General features: G+C 42.3%; 23 protein-coding genes. 8 read left to right on the forward strand and 15 right to left on the reverse strand.

Translation table 11 applies throughout. From position 1 onward, the window contains the following. From HWQ23_RS07830 to HWQ23_RS07885, 12 genes are all read right to left on the reverse strand, one after another. Nucleotides 1-1,881: plasmid replication protein, CyRepA1 family (locus HWQ23_RS07830; RefSeq protein WP_292825972.1), on the reverse strand; the 1,881-nt coding region annotated here is incomplete at its 3' end. A gap of 137 nt (nt 1,882-2,018) precedes the next feature. Then, nucleotides 2,019-2,567 (reverse strand): hypothetical protein, encoded by a 549-nt coding sequence (locus HWQ23_RS07835; RefSeq protein WP_292825975.1) that lies wholly within the window; start codon nt 2,565-2,567, stop codon nt 2,019-2,021. Between the two features lie 185 nt (nt 2,568-2,752). Further along, on the reverse strand, nt 2,753-3,352 hold the full coding sequence (locus tag HWQ23_RS07840) for an alpha-ketoglutarate-dependent dioxygenase AlkB family protein (RefSeq protein WP_292825978.1): 600 nt from the start codon (nt 3,350-3,352) through the stop codon (nt 2,753-2,755). Nucleotides 3,353-3,386: 34 nt separating this feature from the next. Next, nucleotides 3,387-4,148: a hypothetical protein gene (locus tag HWQ23_RS07845; protein WP_292825981.1), complete on the reverse strand. Its 762-nt coding sequence runs from the start codon at nt 4,146-4,148 to the stop codon at nt 3,387-3,389. A gap of 43 nt (nt 4,149-4,191) precedes the next feature. Beyond that, nucleotides 4,192-4,650, reverse strand: coding sequence for a DUF1392 domain-containing protein (locus tag HWQ23_RS07850; RefSeq protein ID WP_292825984.1), 459 nt, complete (start codon nt 4,648-4,650; stop codon nt 4,192-4,194). Continuing rightward, nucleotides 4,647-5,639, reverse strand: coding sequence for a DNA cytosine methyltransferase (locus tag HWQ23_RS07855; RefSeq protein WP_292825987.1), 993 nt, complete (start codon nt 5,637-5,639; stop codon nt 4,647-4,649). Before HWQ23_RS07855 ends, HWQ23_RS07850 begins: the two co-directional genes overlap by 4 nt. Further along, nucleotides 5,636-6,034: a helix-turn-helix domain-containing protein gene (locus HWQ23_RS07860; RefSeq protein ID WP_292825990.1), complete on the reverse strand. Its 399-nt coding sequence runs from the start codon at nt 6,032-6,034 to the stop codon at nt 5,636-5,638. The genes HWQ23_RS07855 and HWQ23_RS07860 overlap by 4 nt, the downstream gene beginning before the upstream one ends. 292 nt (nt 6,035-6,326) lie before the next feature. Next, nucleotides 6,327-6,488, reverse strand: coding sequence for a hypothetical protein (locus HWQ23_RS07865; RefSeq protein WP_292825993.1), 162 nt, complete (start codon nt 6,486-6,488; stop codon nt 6,327-6,329). A gap of 45 nt (nt 6,489-6,533) precedes the next feature. Continuing rightward, nucleotides 6,534-6,923, reverse strand: a complete 390-nt coding sequence (locus HWQ23_RS07870) for a hypothetical protein (protein ID WP_292825996.1) — start codon at nt 6,921-6,923, stop codon at nt 6,534-6,536. A gap of 24 nt (nt 6,924-6,947) precedes the next feature. Continuing rightward, nucleotides 6,948-7,148 carry a hypothetical protein gene (locus tag HWQ23_RS07875; protein WP_094333526.1) on the reverse strand — a complete coding sequence of 67 codons (201 nt, stop codon included), beginning with the start codon at nt 7,146-7,148 and terminating at the stop codon, nt 6,948-6,950. Beyond that, complete coding sequence (locus tag HWQ23_RS07880) at nt 7,141-7,314, reverse strand: hypothetical protein (protein WP_292826001.1); 174 nt, start codon at nt 7,312-7,314, stop codon at nt 7,141-7,143. The genes HWQ23_RS07875 and HWQ23_RS07880 overlap by 8 nt, the downstream gene beginning before the upstream one ends. Nucleotides 7,315-7,717: 403 nt before the next feature. Further along, a complete protein-coding gene (locus HWQ23_RS07885; RefSeq protein WP_292826004.1) occupies nt 7,718-8,545 on the reverse strand; it encodes a hypothetical protein in 828 nt (275 codons plus the stop codon). Nucleotides 8,546-8,694: 149 nt separating this feature from the next. Between HWQ23_RS07885 and HWQ23_RS07890 the strand changes: the two genes are divergently transcribed. Further along, nucleotides 8,695-8,979, forward strand: coding sequence for a helix-turn-helix domain-containing protein (locus HWQ23_RS07890; protein ID WP_292826007.1), 285 nt, complete (start codon nt 8,695-8,697; stop codon nt 8,977-8,979). Between the two features lie 151 nt (nt 8,980-9,130). Then, nucleotides 9,131-10,039: a hypothetical protein gene (locus tag HWQ23_RS07895; RefSeq protein WP_292826010.1), complete on the forward strand. Its 909-nt coding sequence runs from the start codon at nt 9,131-9,133 to the stop codon at nt 10,037-10,039. Here the strand turns inward: HWQ23_RS07895 and HWQ23_RS07900 are convergent. Next, nucleotides 10,029-10,688 (reverse strand): peptidase M15, encoded by a 660-nt coding sequence (locus tag HWQ23_RS07900; protein WP_292826013.1) that lies wholly within the window; start codon nt 10,686-10,688, stop codon nt 10,029-10,031. The two genes, HWQ23_RS07895 and HWQ23_RS07900, sit on opposite strands and share 11 nt — an antisense overlap. Nucleotides 10,689-10,732: 44 nt before the next feature. Here HWQ23_RS07900 and HWQ23_RS07905 point away from each other — a divergent pair, with 44 nt between their 5' ends. After that, the gene (locus HWQ23_RS07905; RefSeq protein ID WP_292826016.1) at nt 10,733-10,921 is read left to right on the forward strand and encodes a hypothetical protein; all 189 of its coding nucleotides are present in this window, start codon (nt 10,733-10,735) and stop codon (nt 10,919-10,921) included. A gap of 144 nt (nt 10,922-11,065) precedes the next feature. On the opposite strand, the gene HWQ23_RS07910 is transcribed toward HWQ23_RS07905, so the two are convergent. After that, nucleotides 11,066-12,337 carry an IS1096 element passenger TnpR family protein gene (locus HWQ23_RS07910; protein WP_292826019.1) on the reverse strand — a complete coding sequence of 424 codons (1,272 nt, stop codon included), beginning with the start codon at nt 12,335-12,337 and terminating at the stop codon, nt 11,066-11,068. Beyond that, a complete protein-coding gene (locus HWQ23_RS07915; RefSeq protein ID WP_292826022.1) occupies nt 12,330-12,506 on the reverse strand; it encodes a hypothetical protein in 177 nt (58 codons plus the stop codon). Before HWQ23_RS07915 ends, HWQ23_RS07910 begins: the two co-directional genes overlap by 8 nt. Nucleotides 12,507-12,759: 253 nt before the next feature. Here HWQ23_RS07915 and HWQ23_RS07920 point away from each other — a divergent pair, with 253 nt between their 5' ends. From HWQ23_RS07920 to HWQ23_RS07940, 5 genes are all read left to right on the forward strand, one after another. Continuing rightward, a complete protein-coding gene (locus tag HWQ23_RS07920; protein ID WP_292826025.1) occupies nt 12,760-13,014 on the forward strand; it encodes a hypothetical protein in 255 nt (84 codons plus the stop codon). Then, the gene (gene vapC, locus HWQ23_RS07925; protein ID WP_292826027.1) at nt 13,011-13,418 is read left to right on the forward strand and encodes a type II toxin-antitoxin system tRNA(fMet)-specific endonuclease VapC; all 408 of its coding nucleotides are present in this window, start codon (nt 13,011-13,013) and stop codon (nt 13,416-13,418) included. Before HWQ23_RS07920 ends, vapC begins: the two co-directional genes overlap by 4 nt. A 22-nt stretch (nt 13,419-13,440) precedes the next feature. After that, a complete protein-coding gene (gene ybaK / locus HWQ23_RS07930) occupies nt 13,441-13,917 on the forward strand; it encodes a Cys-tRNA(Pro) deacylase (protein WP_292826030.1) in 477 nt (158 codons plus the stop codon). Between the two features lie 169 nt (nt 13,918-14,086). After that, nucleotides 14,087-14,335, forward strand: a complete 249-nt coding sequence (locus HWQ23_RS07935) for a helix-turn-helix domain-containing protein (protein WP_292826033.1) — start codon at nt 14,087-14,089, stop codon at nt 14,333-14,335. Nucleotides 14,336-14,464: 129 nt separating this feature from the next. After that, nucleotides 14,465-14,611, forward strand: a complete 147-nt coding sequence (locus HWQ23_RS07940; protein ID WP_292826036.1) for a hypothetical protein — start codon at nt 14,465-14,467, stop codon at nt 14,609-14,611. The last annotated feature ends 50 nt before the right edge of the window (nt 14,612-14,661 follow it).

Consider the following 14,661-nt stretch of genomic DNA (forward strand, 5'->3'; position numbering starts at 1 on the left):
CAACATCTGCCGCACAGAGTTAACCGGCTGCACTCCCTGAAAAATCCCCCAAACAGCGCTGAAATGTCCTTGAATGTCGATGGATACCCCAGTTTCTAAACTTGGAGAAGCGATAACCAAATCATACTGGGTCAAAATCTCATTGAGGTGAGCGATACACCCCATAGCTGGATGTGATGGGTCAGCAACAGATTCGCTGTCTATTCTCAGTATTCGTAAATGAGGGAATTTGCGGCGAAAACGTTCTTCCAATGCTTGCGTCCCCCATTTGGACTTGGCTTTTTGAGCAGAGCAACACAATAGATGATGCCCTCCTTTAGAAATCGCTTTGTCCAGTGCCGCGATAAGATTCTTCGGGTTATTTCCAGAGTAGTTGTAACAGTTTCCAGCTACGTGCCGATAATTGTTAACGATAACGAAAGGATTAACTCGATATTCTCCAGCCATTGAAAGAACGTATTTCACATCTGTGTCGGACACGTCAGCGCTTGACAGATAAATCTTACCGTGTTCGCTACCAAGAACATTTTGAATCAATCGCTTGAGGTTTTTGAGAACGGACACCCGACGTTTAGCAACCTCCGTACCAGAGTTGAGAAGATGCCAGAATACTTGGTCACATTCATCAATAATAATGACATCATTCGCCCAGTCATTGGGATTGAATCGCGCCTGACTTTCTTGATGCAGCGAATCAACGCACACCCCATATCCTAATAATGTGCCTGTTTCCGAAGTGTGGACTTCAGTAACATAGTTAACACCGAAGCGATTACACAACGCCTCACCTAATTGGATACGATGGGTGATAATTAATACCCGTCTCTCTTGGTCGTGTGCTTTGGCTACCTCCGTTGCCAGCCATTCGGTTTTACCAGTGCCTTTGGGAGCCTTGAGGATAATCAGCTTTTTACCTGATGGTACAAGCAGATGGCCCAAGAATCTTTGGTTGAGTGCGATCGCTGGAGGATAAGTCAGCAGAGTGAACAGCTTAATCTCCCACAGATCCAATGCAACAGCCGTATTGTAGAGTGCGTCAAATGCTGGCTGACCCTTGGCGACGATAAAATCATCAACCCCTTTAGAAGCCCCTAGCGGTAAATCAATCACTCGCAGCGAACAACCCTCATTTACCAGCAGCCGTCCCATGCGACTGATAGCGGTTCTGACTCGCTGGACTGTCTCAGGTTTGGTATCTTGGTCAAAACAGATGTTAACCTGTCTCCCCTGTGTTGCAAAATGTTTCAAGTCGGGAATCAGGGATGGTTTACCAATGGCAGTACCGTACTCATCAGTAGGGGTGCGGTATCCTGCGTTAACGCCAGGAATTGCGATTGCAGCATAGCCGGCAGTCAATAATGCCCCCGCTTTTTTGACGCCTTCCACGATTGTCACTGGTACATTATGCTGCCAAACCCAATGCCAGAAGCCACCAGGGTGTTGCAAATCTTCTTCGGTGATGGGGATGCCGCAACGTAGGGAAACTTTCACCCAAATGCGATTCGGTACTAGGAGGAAGAAAGCGCGTGTCTCTTCTCTGTATGGATGCTCGTACTTGATAAACTTGTGGATCTTCTGGCGATCTCTTCGGGGGTGGTCGGGTTTGAAACAGCCCCACATCATCAGGACGTAGTTATTGAGGGGGTCAACGCCACTGCACCACCAGCCGCCTAGTTCAATGTGCTGGTATTTCTTCAAGTCCCTGTCTCTGAGCCGCCCATCATTGCGACGGGAGATTTTGGGACTGTAGAGAAGATATTCGTAGGGTAAAGTCCCGTGGAGCGATCGCACATTCAGATGAAAGATTTCTTCGTCAACGCAACTGTTGAGCCATTCTTGTAAGTGTTTAGCTTGAGAATCGGTTTCATTTATACGAAGCATAATGTATTCCCTCTCTTTTTTGACGCATGGAAGTGAAGCGGCACTTGAGTCTGTGCCGCCGTTAAAGCTTTTAAGCAGATGAAAGATTAAAGAGTCAGTCAGAGTAAAAGTTTTGTTAGCCTTTACTCTTCAACTTTTCAAAAACAAAATAAGTAATAGGGGTCGGACTCACTGGCAGGCATTGCAACAACCGGAATTAAAGTATTGTCAGGTTGAAAACAAAAGTATTGCAGGGCATCTCTCATCAAAACACCAACCATCTTCCCGAATGTTCTCGTGAAAACTTGCGTTTCCAAACAATTGAGATTATCTGTAGTTTCTGGAGCGTAAATGATACTGATATCACAGGTTTTTGGATTGTTAATTTGACTAATCCAACCACGTTGTTGTATCCGTGGAGTGATTGAAGCCATGATCTGGGGTTGATATTCCAGAAATATTGCCCTCGCAAAGTTTTGAGAAGGTGATATGGGAATACTGACGTATTGATGTGTAATCAATGTTTTGCTTTTTGGCTTAAGATAGGCAAATCTTTCTGACCAAGGCTGAGTTAAATCCTGTTTGGAGATGATTGCAATGTCAGTTTGTTTGTTGACAAAATCATCAAAAATCTGAGCTAATTCATTAGGAAGTTGAGTTGTTCCGTAGTTGGCATCTAATTGACGACGGCGCTTTGCTTCTCCCATGATTTGACTCCTTTTGACTGGGCTTAAGTAGTACAAATGAACTAAGTGGTTGTTATCGTAGATGACTTAGGAAAAATCAATTCACGAAAAACTGATGCTGTCAGCCAATGAATGTCATATTTAGTCGGGGTTTGCAGTTTTTTTTTAGTAGCGTTCTTTCTCTCTTCAGATTGAAAAAATCAGAATCATCTCCCCGCTCCGGTGTGCGGTCGAAACGTGAGATTAATTCGCGTGCTAACAACTTTGTTTGTTTTCGGTACTTGATGCAGATGCGTAGACTGGCAACCAGGGTGCATCACAAGCAAACTCCCGTGTTCCAGCCAGAAATCCGTTGCTTTGCCATTTCTCGGTTTGATTTGGAATTTGCGAACACCACCGAGGCTAAGGGAAGCGATTGCAGGATTAGATCCCATCGATGGTTCGTTGTCTGCGTGCCACCCAATAGAATCAGTCCCCGTGCGGTACTGGTTGCCAATGACGATGCGGAATTTGTAACCAGTTAATGCAGTTATACGATCGCGCAAGTTAGCCAGATTATCTGTCCAAGTCAGGGGTTTTAAAAATACGCTGTTGGAGTAGAGATAATCACATCCTGCATCACCAAAAATACACTCCAGGCGAGGAACAGGCAGAGTTTTACCCAACATTCTGATTTGATTCTGTTGCCACTCCAGTTTGAAACAGTGTTGGTAGAGTTCATTGGCCTGTTCAAGGCTTAAGAAATCGGGGTAATAAGTGACTGGTAAGACTGGGGTTGATTCAGCAAATAAATTGAGTTGTTGCATGGTAGTTTTCTCCAATTAAAGAACGTAATTGCTGTTAGTTTTGACCAGTAGAGAAAACCTCAATCAACACGCTTTCTGGATACAACCCAACTTTTCCAAATCGTGGGTCATGAATGCGTTCTATTTCTATTCCTTGTTTCCGACACAATGCACTTGCTTTTCTACCTTTAGTACCCGCTTCTTTTACCGATATTTCTAAACCTTGAAGATTGGCGAACCCAACAACACTATATTTGTGACCACATGGTGTATTCACCCTATCTTGCTCAACTTCAACAGCTTTGAGTCTCGCCAAGATTTGAGTTTGTTGCTGTTGTTGCTCCAATAAATATTGTTCTTGCTGTGCCATCTGTTGTGCGATCGCAGCGAGTAACTGTATTTGTGTCATCGCTGTTTCGGAAGGATTGGCGGGTTTAGCCCACCCCAGTAAATCTTGAATCCAGGCACGAACACCAATGCTTTCAAAAGCTTCACAGGCTAATTTTGCTTGTGTAGTACATCTCTTACCAGCTTCATAGCCGTAATAATGAAGTATGGTTGCTACAGCGACATCGGGAATACCGGACTCAGACCACGATAAAATCTCAGCACCTTCAAAGCCTTTATAGATAAGCTTTTCAACCAGTTTAGAGCGAGAAATGTCAGCAGCAGTTTTAAGGCTTCTGAGCAATCCAGCATCATTAACATTTGCTAATCTGGCTGCTGCCCGAACACTGGCCTTACCCTGACCATTAGCGTCGATTTGAATCTCTTGTTTTATTTGTTCGATGATTTCGGCGATTTCAATTTGTGACATAACTTTAATTGGGTGATAATTTTTGTTGTGTGATTAGAGAGAATTAAACATTTACCCGCATCAAACTTTTTTCACCAACCAGTGAGAAACGATTCGATATAGTTGGGGTCTTAATTAACGTTGGCGACATCAATTCAACAAGGTAAAACCAAGAATTATGCACCAGAGCAATCCCCAGAATCAGCCGTTGTTTTGTTCCCTTATCGTGAGAACAGAGGATTACTCTTTCACCCAGAACGAAAGCAGGTTTTTGTACAGTGATGGCTTGTAATTCTCCAGTGGCGATGATTTGATGCTGTGTTGCGTGGAGTATTTCATTACCGCAATCAACGGAATAAAGCCAACATTCGTGTTTCCACTGAATACCGCAACAGTAGCCGAAGGTTTTGGTGGTTCGGAGGTAGACTCTTTCTAATAAATTCACTTCAACAGGTGGAATTCTTTGACCCCAAGGAGGGGAGAGATACCAGCTTGTTAAGAGCGCATTAACGTTGTAAATCATGAGTTTTTCTGTTGTTGAGATAAAATTATTTTCAGACGTTCAAAAATTAGTGCAGCGCATTGAGGGACAATCGCATTCCCTAAAGCTTTAATTTGCTCTGTCTGTTGTCTTCTGATTGCAAGGTATTCTGCATAGAGTTGGCGATATTCCTTCTGGCAATTCGGCGTAAGCGCTGCAACTTCATTACGAGTGAGCCGATTAAAGCTGGGGATTGTGGATGCACATAGCCAATCTGTAAGTCCTGCGTGGGTAAGGAGACATCTGTCCAACCTTGCGGGAAACCCATCATCGCCTCTACTAGATGTACATTGAGCGATCGCTCTGGCTCCGTATTCAACTGAGTTGTGACTTTGTGATGATCTCTGGAAGTTGCAATGATTACCGCCGCCGACAGATGCAGCGTTTGCCCCGGTTTGTGTGTACTTGTACCAGGATGTTCCCCGTCTTGGGCTTTGGGAGTTGGTAGCAATAATCCAAACTCGTTCTCGCAAGTGGACGGCTCCCACTTGGCTTGCCGAAACAATTCCCCATTCGACATCGAACCCCATCTGGGCAAATTTCCACAGTAAGGTACGGAAAAATTCACTTCCCTCAGCAGTGAGCAGTCCGGGAACGTTTTCCACAATCGCCCAGTGCAGTCGAACTTCGCAAATGATTCTAAAGAACTCTCCGAACAGGTTGCGCTCATCAAGTGATGCTTGACGTTTTCCGGCAAGACTGAAGGGAGGGCAAGGGAGTCCAGCGATGATGCCGTCAATTTCTCTAACTCCGATTCCTGCCAAAGACTTAACTGTAATATCATGAATGTCTGGAATAATTGGAATTTGTGGGAAGCGTAGATTTAGAACTTGCTGGCAATACTGATTAATTTCGCAAAATGCTACAGTCTCGAAACCACCGCTAATCATGTGACCGAGGGTGAAGCCACCAATACCAGAGCAGAGGTCAAGGACTTTTTGAGTTTCCAAGGGAGTGATTTGTTCTGTCATGCTTTTCTCCCTAATAAGTAATTAATCGCTTCAACATCGAGAGCAGCAATACGTTTTTTAATTGATTGTGGGGGATTTTCAAAAAACTCTTTTAGATGCCATCTCCGAATTTGGTAATGTCTGGCAGAGCGTCTTGTAGCTTTGAGCCATCCTCTTTTTACCCACCTTGTGACAGTTGAGAAGTTTAATTGAAGAACTTGAGCAATCTCTTTACAAGAATAGTTATCAAGAGTGGGACGGGCTGAATAACCTAAGCTATTTAACTTCAGATAAATTGCAATCGGTGTGCGTTGATATCCTCGCCTTTTTAGGATTGAAGCTATTTGTTTGATTGTATAGACTTCGGCTTTCTCTTCAATGATTGCGAGTTCTTCATCAGTCCATTTTGTATGCATTTGATTCCCTCCCATATTTATGCAGATTTACTAGAAGAATGTTCTCGTAAAATTCGAGCGCTGATAGATTGAAAATCTACTTGAAAAATGTTCATCTCAGTCTGCATTTACCCAGTGTTGTAGCGGTCTACTATGTGCTGTTTGATTGTGGATTGATTCAGCCCATCAGGGATATAGATGTGTGCTTCACTGATGATTTTTTCGACTACTGTAACGATGACTTTCATGGGTAATTCCTGTTTGATTAATTGAGGATTCAGAAGTAAAAATATTCTGAATCCTGATTTCTGATTTACACTGCCCCAGTGTTTACCGTTTGCAACTGCTGCATCCATACGTTGATTGCCGTTAATTCATCCGCACCACTAGCAACAGCATCAACAACCTGCTTTTGATATGAAGATTCGGCATGATTGGGATATTCGCACTTGTCTGTTGCCCAAGCCAAACACATAGTTTTCACCAGTTCATTAATCTTGCTAAGATGAACGCTTTTGTACTAATTAGAAGGTTCTCGATTACGCTCTAGCTCCCATTGCAGATAGGTGAATGCAGTGCTAGCATCGGCAATGTTTAAATCAGGTTGATATCCCTCGTCTAACAGTTGCTTGTAGTCTGGGTGCGTAGCAATAAGGGATATCAGGGTTTGGGCTTGTTCAAGTAATTGGCAGAGATTGGGGTTAGACATTTCTATGCCAAGCCTGGAACATAAATCCTCTGCCTTTACACCAAAAGTTCCTGGTTCAATCTCCGTGGCTAACTCTTCAAGTAAAGATTGAAAATTCGGGTGTTCATCGTTAATTTCAACCTCAAACAAATCTGCACCCTTTGTAACGGTGGTTGCCCAATCGGGTAAAGTCTGTGGAATGGTCTTCGCGTAAAGTTTCATAATTGTGTCCTCTTCGATTAAGAGTTAAAAATCCTCGGCAATCTCCAATAAAAAACCGCGTCCCGTGTTCTGCACTTGCACTAGTTCTTTATCCAGCAGGGTTTGAATGACTGAATTTGAAACTTGGCATTGAAGAGAGTGCAGAGGAACACAACCACCACAAAGCTGAAGCAAACGCAGCAGATGATTAGCCCGACGGTCAAAACTGTCTGTAGAATTAGCCATTACTGCTACCTCCAGTTACTAGGGCTAACTGTTGTTGCAGGATGAAGATTTGACGCTGATAGAATTCAATTTCTGCGGTAATTTGTGTGAACAATTCCTGTGGGGAGAGCGGTTGGATTTGATTCTCTTGCAAGTACGATATCTCGTCAGAATTCTTGTTAGGCATCAGCACATAACGCCAACCAAAACAATTCGCAATTCGCAATTCGCAGTTAAGGACTTCCAAATTAAAAAATATCTCATTGCTTTTAAGGCAGGGAGGGGGGAGCAGGGAGAGAGAAAATCGTTTTGATGGGCGTGAAATTGGATAATTTATTTCTTGGAGTTCTCTTAAAAATAATTGCGAATTGCGAACTGCGAATTGCGAATTGCTTTGTTCTGTACGTTGATCCAAAGCAAAGCGAGGGTAGCCCCAGTGTTGGGGGATTGAGATCGTAGGTTGCATTGATTTAATTGGGCATTGGTGAATAAATAATTAGGGAAAAGGGGGAAAGGGCAAAGGGGAAGGGAATGAAGAAATTTACCTTTCCCCCTTACCCTTTAACCTTTTCCCAGGCGAAGCCCAAAACTTACGCCGTGACTAACTCCGTTCTCTCCAGCAGCCGTTGCAATTTATCGCCAGTTAGCTGTTCTAACGGTTGGTCTAAAAAATATTCATCAAAAATGGATTTATCATCAGTAGACACGTCCACCATCGACAGCGATCGCACTGCATCATAGACCGAGTTAGAATACTGTTGCTGACCCGAAGAATCCTGGATTACCCACCAGTTACCGTTAGTACATCCGACTTGACCCAATTTGCGTAGTTTGCCGTCTTCAGTACCGTGGGTATAAATCCCATCATCAAGAATTTCAAAGCCGTAATTCTGGCACTCGTTGAAGATATGCGCCATGATTCGGTTTTCGGTCGTGGGGGGTATTGCTTCTTTCTCCTGCACAGGTAATGAGCCGTCTTTGTAATGAGTGCAGATGAAGCGATCGCAACGCATTAGAGTGTTGGCACGAAATACTTCTTTGTCGTTGACCATGACTACCCAGCGTTGCGTTAAGTGTTTTTCGTCGTAGGTGATGCTGGCTACCAGTTTGTCGTCAGCGTAATATTCGTGATGGTCAAACGAGATTTCGACTATTGTGAGGGGTTCGGGAGCAATAGCTTGGGCTTGGTCAGCAATGTAGCTGTCGAGTTCGGCTTGGGCGAGGGCTTGGTTATCGGGGGCAGCAAGGGCGATTTTCTGAATCTTGCTTGCTTGATATTCAGCAATGGCACTAATCCAAGAATCCTTGCAGCGTTTGTCGCTTACTTCGACTGTGCAGGCGATTTCGCTGTAGATTTGCTTGAGTCGGGCAATCGATTTCAGTTGCAGCTGTTGTTGGCTGTAGATTTGGTATGTCATGATTGATTAAGTTCCTAACGGGACGGAAAGCGCTTTAGATTCGCAGTCGGGGCGCTTTCTTTATATATCTATTATTGCGTATTGCGTAATACTTGTCAAGTAATGCGTAATGGTTTAAATTAGAGATAATTCTTTGGAGGCGTATGACTATGGATTTAATGAAAATTATTATTGAAGTGGAGTTTACTGGTATTGGAACTGCTTTGAAAAAGGCAAGAGAAGCTGCGGGGATGAGTTTAACCGTAGCTGGTGATTACGCCAGAATGAGCGGGGCAAATTTTAATAGAATTGAGAACGAGGATACAAAGGGTGTACCTTTAGACACCCTCATCAGGGCAGCCAATGCTGTAGGGTTGGATTTAAAAGAGTGCTTAGGTGAGTGGATTCAGCATATTCCTGGGGTTAATTTAACAGAAAGTTCTAATGGCGATTAACCCTCAGACTATTAATTCTCTTACCCTACCTTCAGCTTTTCCAAAAAAGCCATGCCTGCGGTGGGCTATGACGGAGCAGTTATCAACTACTTCCAAAGTCTACGTTTTAATTGACTCTGAAAAAATATTGTTGAACTAAAGGGGTGGAATCATGCCTAAACCACCTTCTAGACGCAACAAAGCCACCTCTGCCGCATCTACCGATTCAACTTCACCAGCTAACTCTGCAAATGAGGATATCTCCCAGCAATTAGATCCAGCTTCAGCAACGATTACAGTTACTGCTGTTGAAGTAACAGAGTTGACCCAAGAGGAGCAAAGCGATCGCCTACTCCTAGAGAGGAAAGTGGAACGGGCGTTTTTTGAGGCGGGGAAGGCATTAATGGAATTACGCGATCGCAGATTATATCGTTCCACGCACAAAACTTTTGAAGATTATTGCCGCGAACGCTTTGGTTTTAGCCGCAGACAGCCCTACCATTTAATAGAAGCTGCGGTTATTTTTGATAATTTGGTGGAAAAATGTGAACGGAACGTTCACATTTTGCCGACTAATGAGTGGCAAATCAGGCCACTGTCCAAGCTTGACCCGGATATTCAGCCCGGAGCATGGGAGCAAGCTGTAGAATCTGCCAACGGGAAAGTACCATCTCATCGCATGGTCAAAGATGCGGTGCAGCGAATAATGGAACGTACTCAAGTACCTAACACCTATCAATTAGGCGAGGTATGCCAAATCTTAGCCAAAGATAATCCAGAACTCAGGGGCAAGAGTGGGTGTTGGGCGATTATCAGCCAAGTCAATGATTTCAGTTGCACGGTAAAGATGTGGGATGGCGAATACACGGTTGGGTTGCAACACTTGAAGTCCTTCAATTATCTACCTGCCGAATGTGAGCAGATGCAATCCTTGAGCGATCGCATTACACGGGTGTATTCCGATTTGCTGGAGGAGACAGTCAAAAGTCTGTTGCAGTCATTGGGCAAGGTGAATCGGCCTTATTTAACTGAGCTGGAAGAAAAACTTTTGAGCCTTCTAGAGTCTGAAGTTAAAGTGTAATATCTAACTGCATTGCCAACTCTTCATAAAACTGTTTATGTGAATCTGAATAATTTTCTGCACCTAAGCGTGTTAAGTATCCCTTTTTGCTTGTGTAAGGATTAGGGATATAGCTGTGAATGTATAGTTTTCTGCATTCAGGATTTTCAGACCAACCAATATTGAACGCAGCATACTTGGGAAAAAAGGTGATTGCATTGTAATAATCAATGTGATCGTGAATCCACCATGCTAAGGCTGTCCAATCGGCAGTTTTCTCATAATAATCAATGAAAGAATTCACAATAATGCAGGCTGTAGCACCCATATAACCTTGAGCGTCTGGGACATCCCAGATATGAACTGCATAGTTAGATTCGTTACTAGCACAATTGTACTGGTTTTTATTTTCTGCACCTTTAGCATTGACAGCAGATGACCGATATCCAGAGCGAATGCTGATTCTTCCGAAAGCTTGTTGAATTGGTTCTAGAACTTGTTCACAAAGACTTTTGCCGGAGGCGATCGCCAAATCAGGATTATCTGGTATATTTGGGATTCCTTCAATTTGAGAAATTTCTGAGTGTAGAAAATCACGCATAAAAAAGTTTTTTGACAAACGTACCCGACCTAATTCTTCCAATGATTTGACAGTTTGTGGTTTTTTCATTATTTTTAATTTAATTCGACGCGACGAATACCCGCAAATATAAGTTGAGTGATGACATTAGGAGTTTGGAACTTGATATAAGGCGAGAGGTGGCTAAATTTGCAGATGTATTTATTGAAGTTGCAAAACTCACTTGCATATCTGCTTATGTGTTGCTGAACCAGGAAATTGCTTCTCTATATCAAAGGATTGCTTGTACCCAACAAAAACTGGAAATATTGCCGACACGGTAAGAAATTCGGGCAAAATAGGAGGGTGAGCAGTGGAGAATTATCCCATACTAGCTAGAACTGCAACTGAAAACCAATATAGAGCGATGCTTTACCACTTCTGACACGTATGTATGGATTAAAACGTAGCCAATCACAGTAGCAAATTTATTCCCAGCTTTCTTCTTCTTCACCATCCTGCGCTGGCGGTTCACCATGAGATTCAAGAATCTTGGGCTTTTTCATTTTGTCATTAGCTGGTTCAATTTTCTCTACATATAAATCAAATTCCCATTCTTGCAGTAAATCAAAGATAAATTGTAAATGACTGCCTACCTCTAAGGATAAATCGCCTAAACGAAAATCGCAGGTATCAGGATAAATTTCGACAATAGGATGATTAAATTCCAAAGTTCTTCCTAAACGGTCTTTGTGAATAAATCTGTAGAGGTGTTCCGGGTGAAAATCAAATACTTGCACAATTGCGGCAGCGACTTCATCTAAATTGAAGTAACTAGGAATAGCAATCCGTCGCCAAGCATTCTCTAAATTAGCTTTAAATATATAAACACCCTCAGTAAAACCGCCTTCAGCAATCACCAAAGTTTGTGACCATTCCGGGAAATAGGGTTGGAGATAAGGTTTTAAATTGTCAAAAGCTATGCGAAAATCTAACCGAAAAGTGGCGTAATCTTCTATTTGGATATTTGAGCGACTTTCTGTTAATACAGCCATGAGAGCATTACCCCAAGCCTTGGGGTTTACATGAGTAAAACACCAGCCTTTAGCGGCTTGTGGTTTGACTGATGTCACTTCAATTAATCCAAATAAATGTAAGAGAGCGAGATTGTGGAAGCCAGGATAATAAACTAATTTATCTTGTTCTGAGTAATTATTAATTTTCAATCCTGATGATGGGAGATTGTTCCAAAATAATAAACAGCGATATGCTTGGTCAAACATATCTCTTTGGTCGCCTAAGAGTTCGCTTTCTCCCCAAACTAACCAAGATTCTAGCAGGGTAAAATATTGTTCTGTGTGGTTTAATCCTTGCCAAATTTGCAGAATTTTTTGGTCTAAAACTAACTTGCTCTTTTTACCTTTGGTAATAACTTGAGATAGTCCAGAGGTGCGGAGGAGAAAATAAAGACCGTGAATATAAGGATAGGATTTTTGTACAGTACGTTTGAGGTTAATATCTATGGGATAACTCAATTTTGAGTTAAGTTGTTGGAGATATTTAAGGGACAATTGGTGATAAGTACTACTAACTTCAACGCCGTTGGGTTGGAGAAATTCTAAAATAGTTTGAAAATCCCGCAGAATTGTTCCTGGAATATTTTGACTAATGGTTTGCTGTTGAAGTAGTTCTTTTTTATCTTCCGTCAGTGGTAGTTTATCTCGGATTTGATCTGGAATGAGGGAAAATAGGTTACTCATCTGAGTTGAAAGGAGGAATTTGTATGGCGGTTAATCTCACAACTTGGCCATTTTGCCAAATGCTAATAAATTCTACTAAACGGCGGTGTCTTTCAATAGCTTTTTTCATAGCGAGTTTAACACCTGCGTCGATTTGGCGAGATAATTTCTCAGGAATTGGCTTATTCATCCGAATCTCAGCAGATGCAGTTAATCAGCGATGGTGCTATTTCTCCCACAGGAAGCGATCGCATTCATAGGCTATGAGAAAATCAAAACTTGGAAGATGCCTCAAGTGATGTCTTAAAGCACTTGGGAGAGTGAAGCGACCGTATTTGACAGCTATGGAGAAGAAGATGTTGAGTGTGATTGAAAAAGAATACGGCATTATAGATGAGATACCCCGTAATTTTCAATCAACCAAGGACTAGGAGAAAACAGTAATGCAAAGTATTAAGTTATGTTCTCATGTTGGGGGTGATGGCATTTTGCACCTTGAGATTCCTGTTGGCATAACAGATAAAGAAATGGAAGTCGTAGTGATTTATCAACAAATAGAACCATCAACACCTACAAAAACACCAGAAGAACTGGGATGGCCACCCGGCTTTTTTGAGCAGACTTACGGTATTTGTCAAGACGATCCAATTGTTATTGACTATGAAGGTGATTTTGAGACAAGGGAAGAAATTGTGTGAGGTACTTATTAGATACCAATGTTTGCGCTCGTTATCTCAACGGTAGGTCGCTCTTAATTCGAGAACGCTTACGCTCAACAAATGTAACAGATATTGCTGTGTGTTCAGTAGTCAAAGCAGAGTTGTTTTATGGCGCAATGAGAAGCAATAACCCAACTAGAACGTTAGCAAGACAGCAAGAGTTTCTTAACTTATTTGTTTCTTTACCATTTGATGATTCTACAGCACTGGTTTACGGGAGAATTCGTGCAGAATTATTAGCGAGTGGAACACCGATTGGCCCCAATGATTTTCAAATAGCAGCGATCGCCTTGACACATAATTTAACATTAGTCACGCACAACATAAGAGAATTTAGTCGCGTTAGTGGGCTGGTGATTGAGGATTGGGAGCTTGAGCAATAAATAATATCTTTTGTAAACTTAAATGAAAACTAATGCTGCTCGACTACTGGATAAACTAGGTATTGCATACCAAATCCTGAGCTATGAGGTTGACCCTGACGATCTGGCTGCTGAAAGTACAGCCCAGAAAGTAGGACTTCCCGCAGAGCAAGTTTTTAAGACTCTAGTAGTCAGAGGTGACACAACAGGTATTTGTTTTGCTGTTGTGCCAGGAAATGCTCAGTTAGACTTGAAAGCTTTAGCACGGATTTCAGGAAACCGCAAGGTTGAGACGCTTGCCCTGAAGGAAGTTCAGCCACTAACAGGATACATCCGTGGGGGTGTAACAGCTTTAGCTAGCAAAAAAGACTATCCCGTTTACCTTGATGAGACGGCAACTCTATTTGAGCAGATCACTGTTTCTGGTGGAATGCGAGGAATGCTGCTTCTGCTATCTCCCTCTGATTATTTACGTGCAGTCAACGGCACTCTAGGGGTAATTGGGGCAATTGTACATTAAACCAGTTCTCACCAAGCATACTTAAGTACAAGTTGCGTTTATTACATAGAGATATTAAAGCTACAGTAAATAAATAACCGTATATTAGCGGGTTACAATCCAGTATTAGGCTAACTACGATATAGCAAATCACACATTATTTGCTACTCAAGTAGTGGGTTTTGAGCTAATGACTATCAAAAAGCCTTTGGTAATCGAACAACCAAAACTGGGACAGCTTATCCATGAACTTCGCACTGTAGTTGGTTTAACCCAAGAACAGTTTGCAACACATTTGGGTGTTACTTATTCCACAGTTAATCGTTGGGAAAATAAACGCTCTAAGTTATCACCGATGGCTATGCAGAGGATTGAAAAACTTCTGCAAGAGATGGGTGATCAAGGGCAGAAACTGTTAACGAAGTATCAGTCAAATTAGTTCTGAGGAAAAAGCAGATTACCTCACTTCTTGAGAGCAGTACTTAATCAAATTTGATATAGCGATTGCATTCTTTTAAAGAGCGATCGCAGTTTTACCGTACTGTTTTGAACTTAGTAAGGAAAATAAATGACTTTCACCAAAGAGCAGTTACAGGCTGTAATGACTGGTACAGATTTAAATCATCGTGTAGAGGCACTGCGGCAGCTGTTAGGATATCCAGTGAAAGAGCATGATCCTCAAGGTTCTCGTTTTTGGTACTTACGCCCTGTGTGACTTGAAGAAGATTTTGGACAGGTTTGGAAGAAGAAGTTGGACAAGTTGCA

Origin of the sequence: Nostoc sp. JL33, assembly GCF_017114985.1 — a bacterium.
Classification (GTDB): Bacteria; Cyanobacteriota; Cyanobacteriia; order Cyanobacteriales; family Nostocaceae; genus Nostoc.

Coding starts and splice junctions, on each gene's coding strand:
- HWQ23_RS07860 (WP_292825990.1), bottom strand. CDS start 6,034: ATGCATACAAAATGGACTGATGAAGAACTCGCAATCATTGAAGAGAAA.
- HWQ23_RS07870 (WP_292825996.1), bottom strand. CDS start 6,923: ATGAAACTTTACGCGAAGACCATTCCACAGACTTTACCCGATTGGGCA.
- HWQ23_RS07840 (WP_292825978.1), bottom strand. CDS start 3,352: ATGCAACAACTCAATTTATTTGCTGAATCAACCCCAGTCTTACCAGTC.
- HWQ23_RS07880 (WP_292826001.1), bottom strand. CDS start 7,314: ATGCCTAACAAGAATTCTGACGAGATATCGTACTTGCAAGAGAATCAA.
- HWQ23_RS07895 (WP_292826010.1), top strand. CDS start 9,131: ATGCCTAAACCACCTTCTAGACGCAACAAAGCCACCTCTGCCGCATCT.
- ybaK (WP_292826030.1), top strand. CDS start 13,441: ATGAAAACTAATGCTGCTCGACTACTGGATAAACTAGGTATTGCATAC.
- HWQ23_RS07855 (WP_292825987.1), bottom strand. CDS start 5,639: ATGACAGAACAAATCACTCCCTTGGAAACTCAAAAAGTCCTTGACCTC.
- HWQ23_RS07835 (WP_292825975.1), bottom strand. CDS start 2,567: ATGGGAGAAGCAAAGCGCCGTCGTCAATTAGATGCCAACTACGGAACA.
- HWQ23_RS07875 (WP_094333526.1), bottom strand. CDS start 7,148: ATGGCTAATTCTACAGACAGTTTTGACCGTCGGGCTAATCATCTGCTG.
- HWQ23_RS07850 (WP_292825984.1), bottom strand. CDS start 4,650: ATGATTTACAACGTTAATGCGCTCTTAACAAGCTGGTATCTCTCCCCT.
- HWQ23_RS07915 (WP_292826022.1), bottom strand. CDS start 12,506: ATGAATAAGCCAATTCCTGAGAAATTATCTCGCCAAATCGACGCAGGT.
- HWQ23_RS07845 (WP_292825981.1), bottom strand. CDS start 4,148: ATGTCACAAATTGAAATCGCCGAAATCATCGAACAAATAAAACAAGAG.
- HWQ23_RS07935 (WP_292826033.1), top strand. CDS start 14,087: ATGACTATCAAAAAGCCTTTGGTAATCGAACAACCAAAACTGGGACAG.
- HWQ23_RS07885 (WP_292826004.1), bottom strand. CDS start 8,545: ATGACATACCAAATCTACAGCCAACAACAGCTGCAACTGAAATCGATT.
- HWQ23_RS07910 (WP_292826019.1), bottom strand. CDS start 12,337: ATGAGTAACCTATTTTCCCTCATTCCAGATCAAATCCGAGATAAACTA.
- HWQ23_RS07900 (WP_292826013.1), bottom strand. CDS start 10,688: ATGAAAAAACCACAAACTGTCAAATCATTGGAAGAATTAGGTCGGGTA.
- HWQ23_RS07890 (WP_292826007.1), top strand. CDS start 8,695: ATGGATTTAATGAAAATTATTATTGAAGTGGAGTTTACTGGTATTGGA.
- HWQ23_RS07940 (WP_292826036.1), top strand. CDS start 14,465: ATGACTTTCACCAAAGAGCAGTTACAGGCTGTAATGACTGGTACAGAT.
- HWQ23_RS07865 (WP_292825993.1), bottom strand. CDS start 6,488: ATGTGTTTGGCTTGGGCAACAGACAAGTGCGAATATCCCAATCATGCC.
- HWQ23_RS07920 (WP_292826025.1), top strand. CDS start 12,760: ATGCAAAGTATTAAGTTATGTTCTCATGTTGGGGGTGATGGCATTTTG.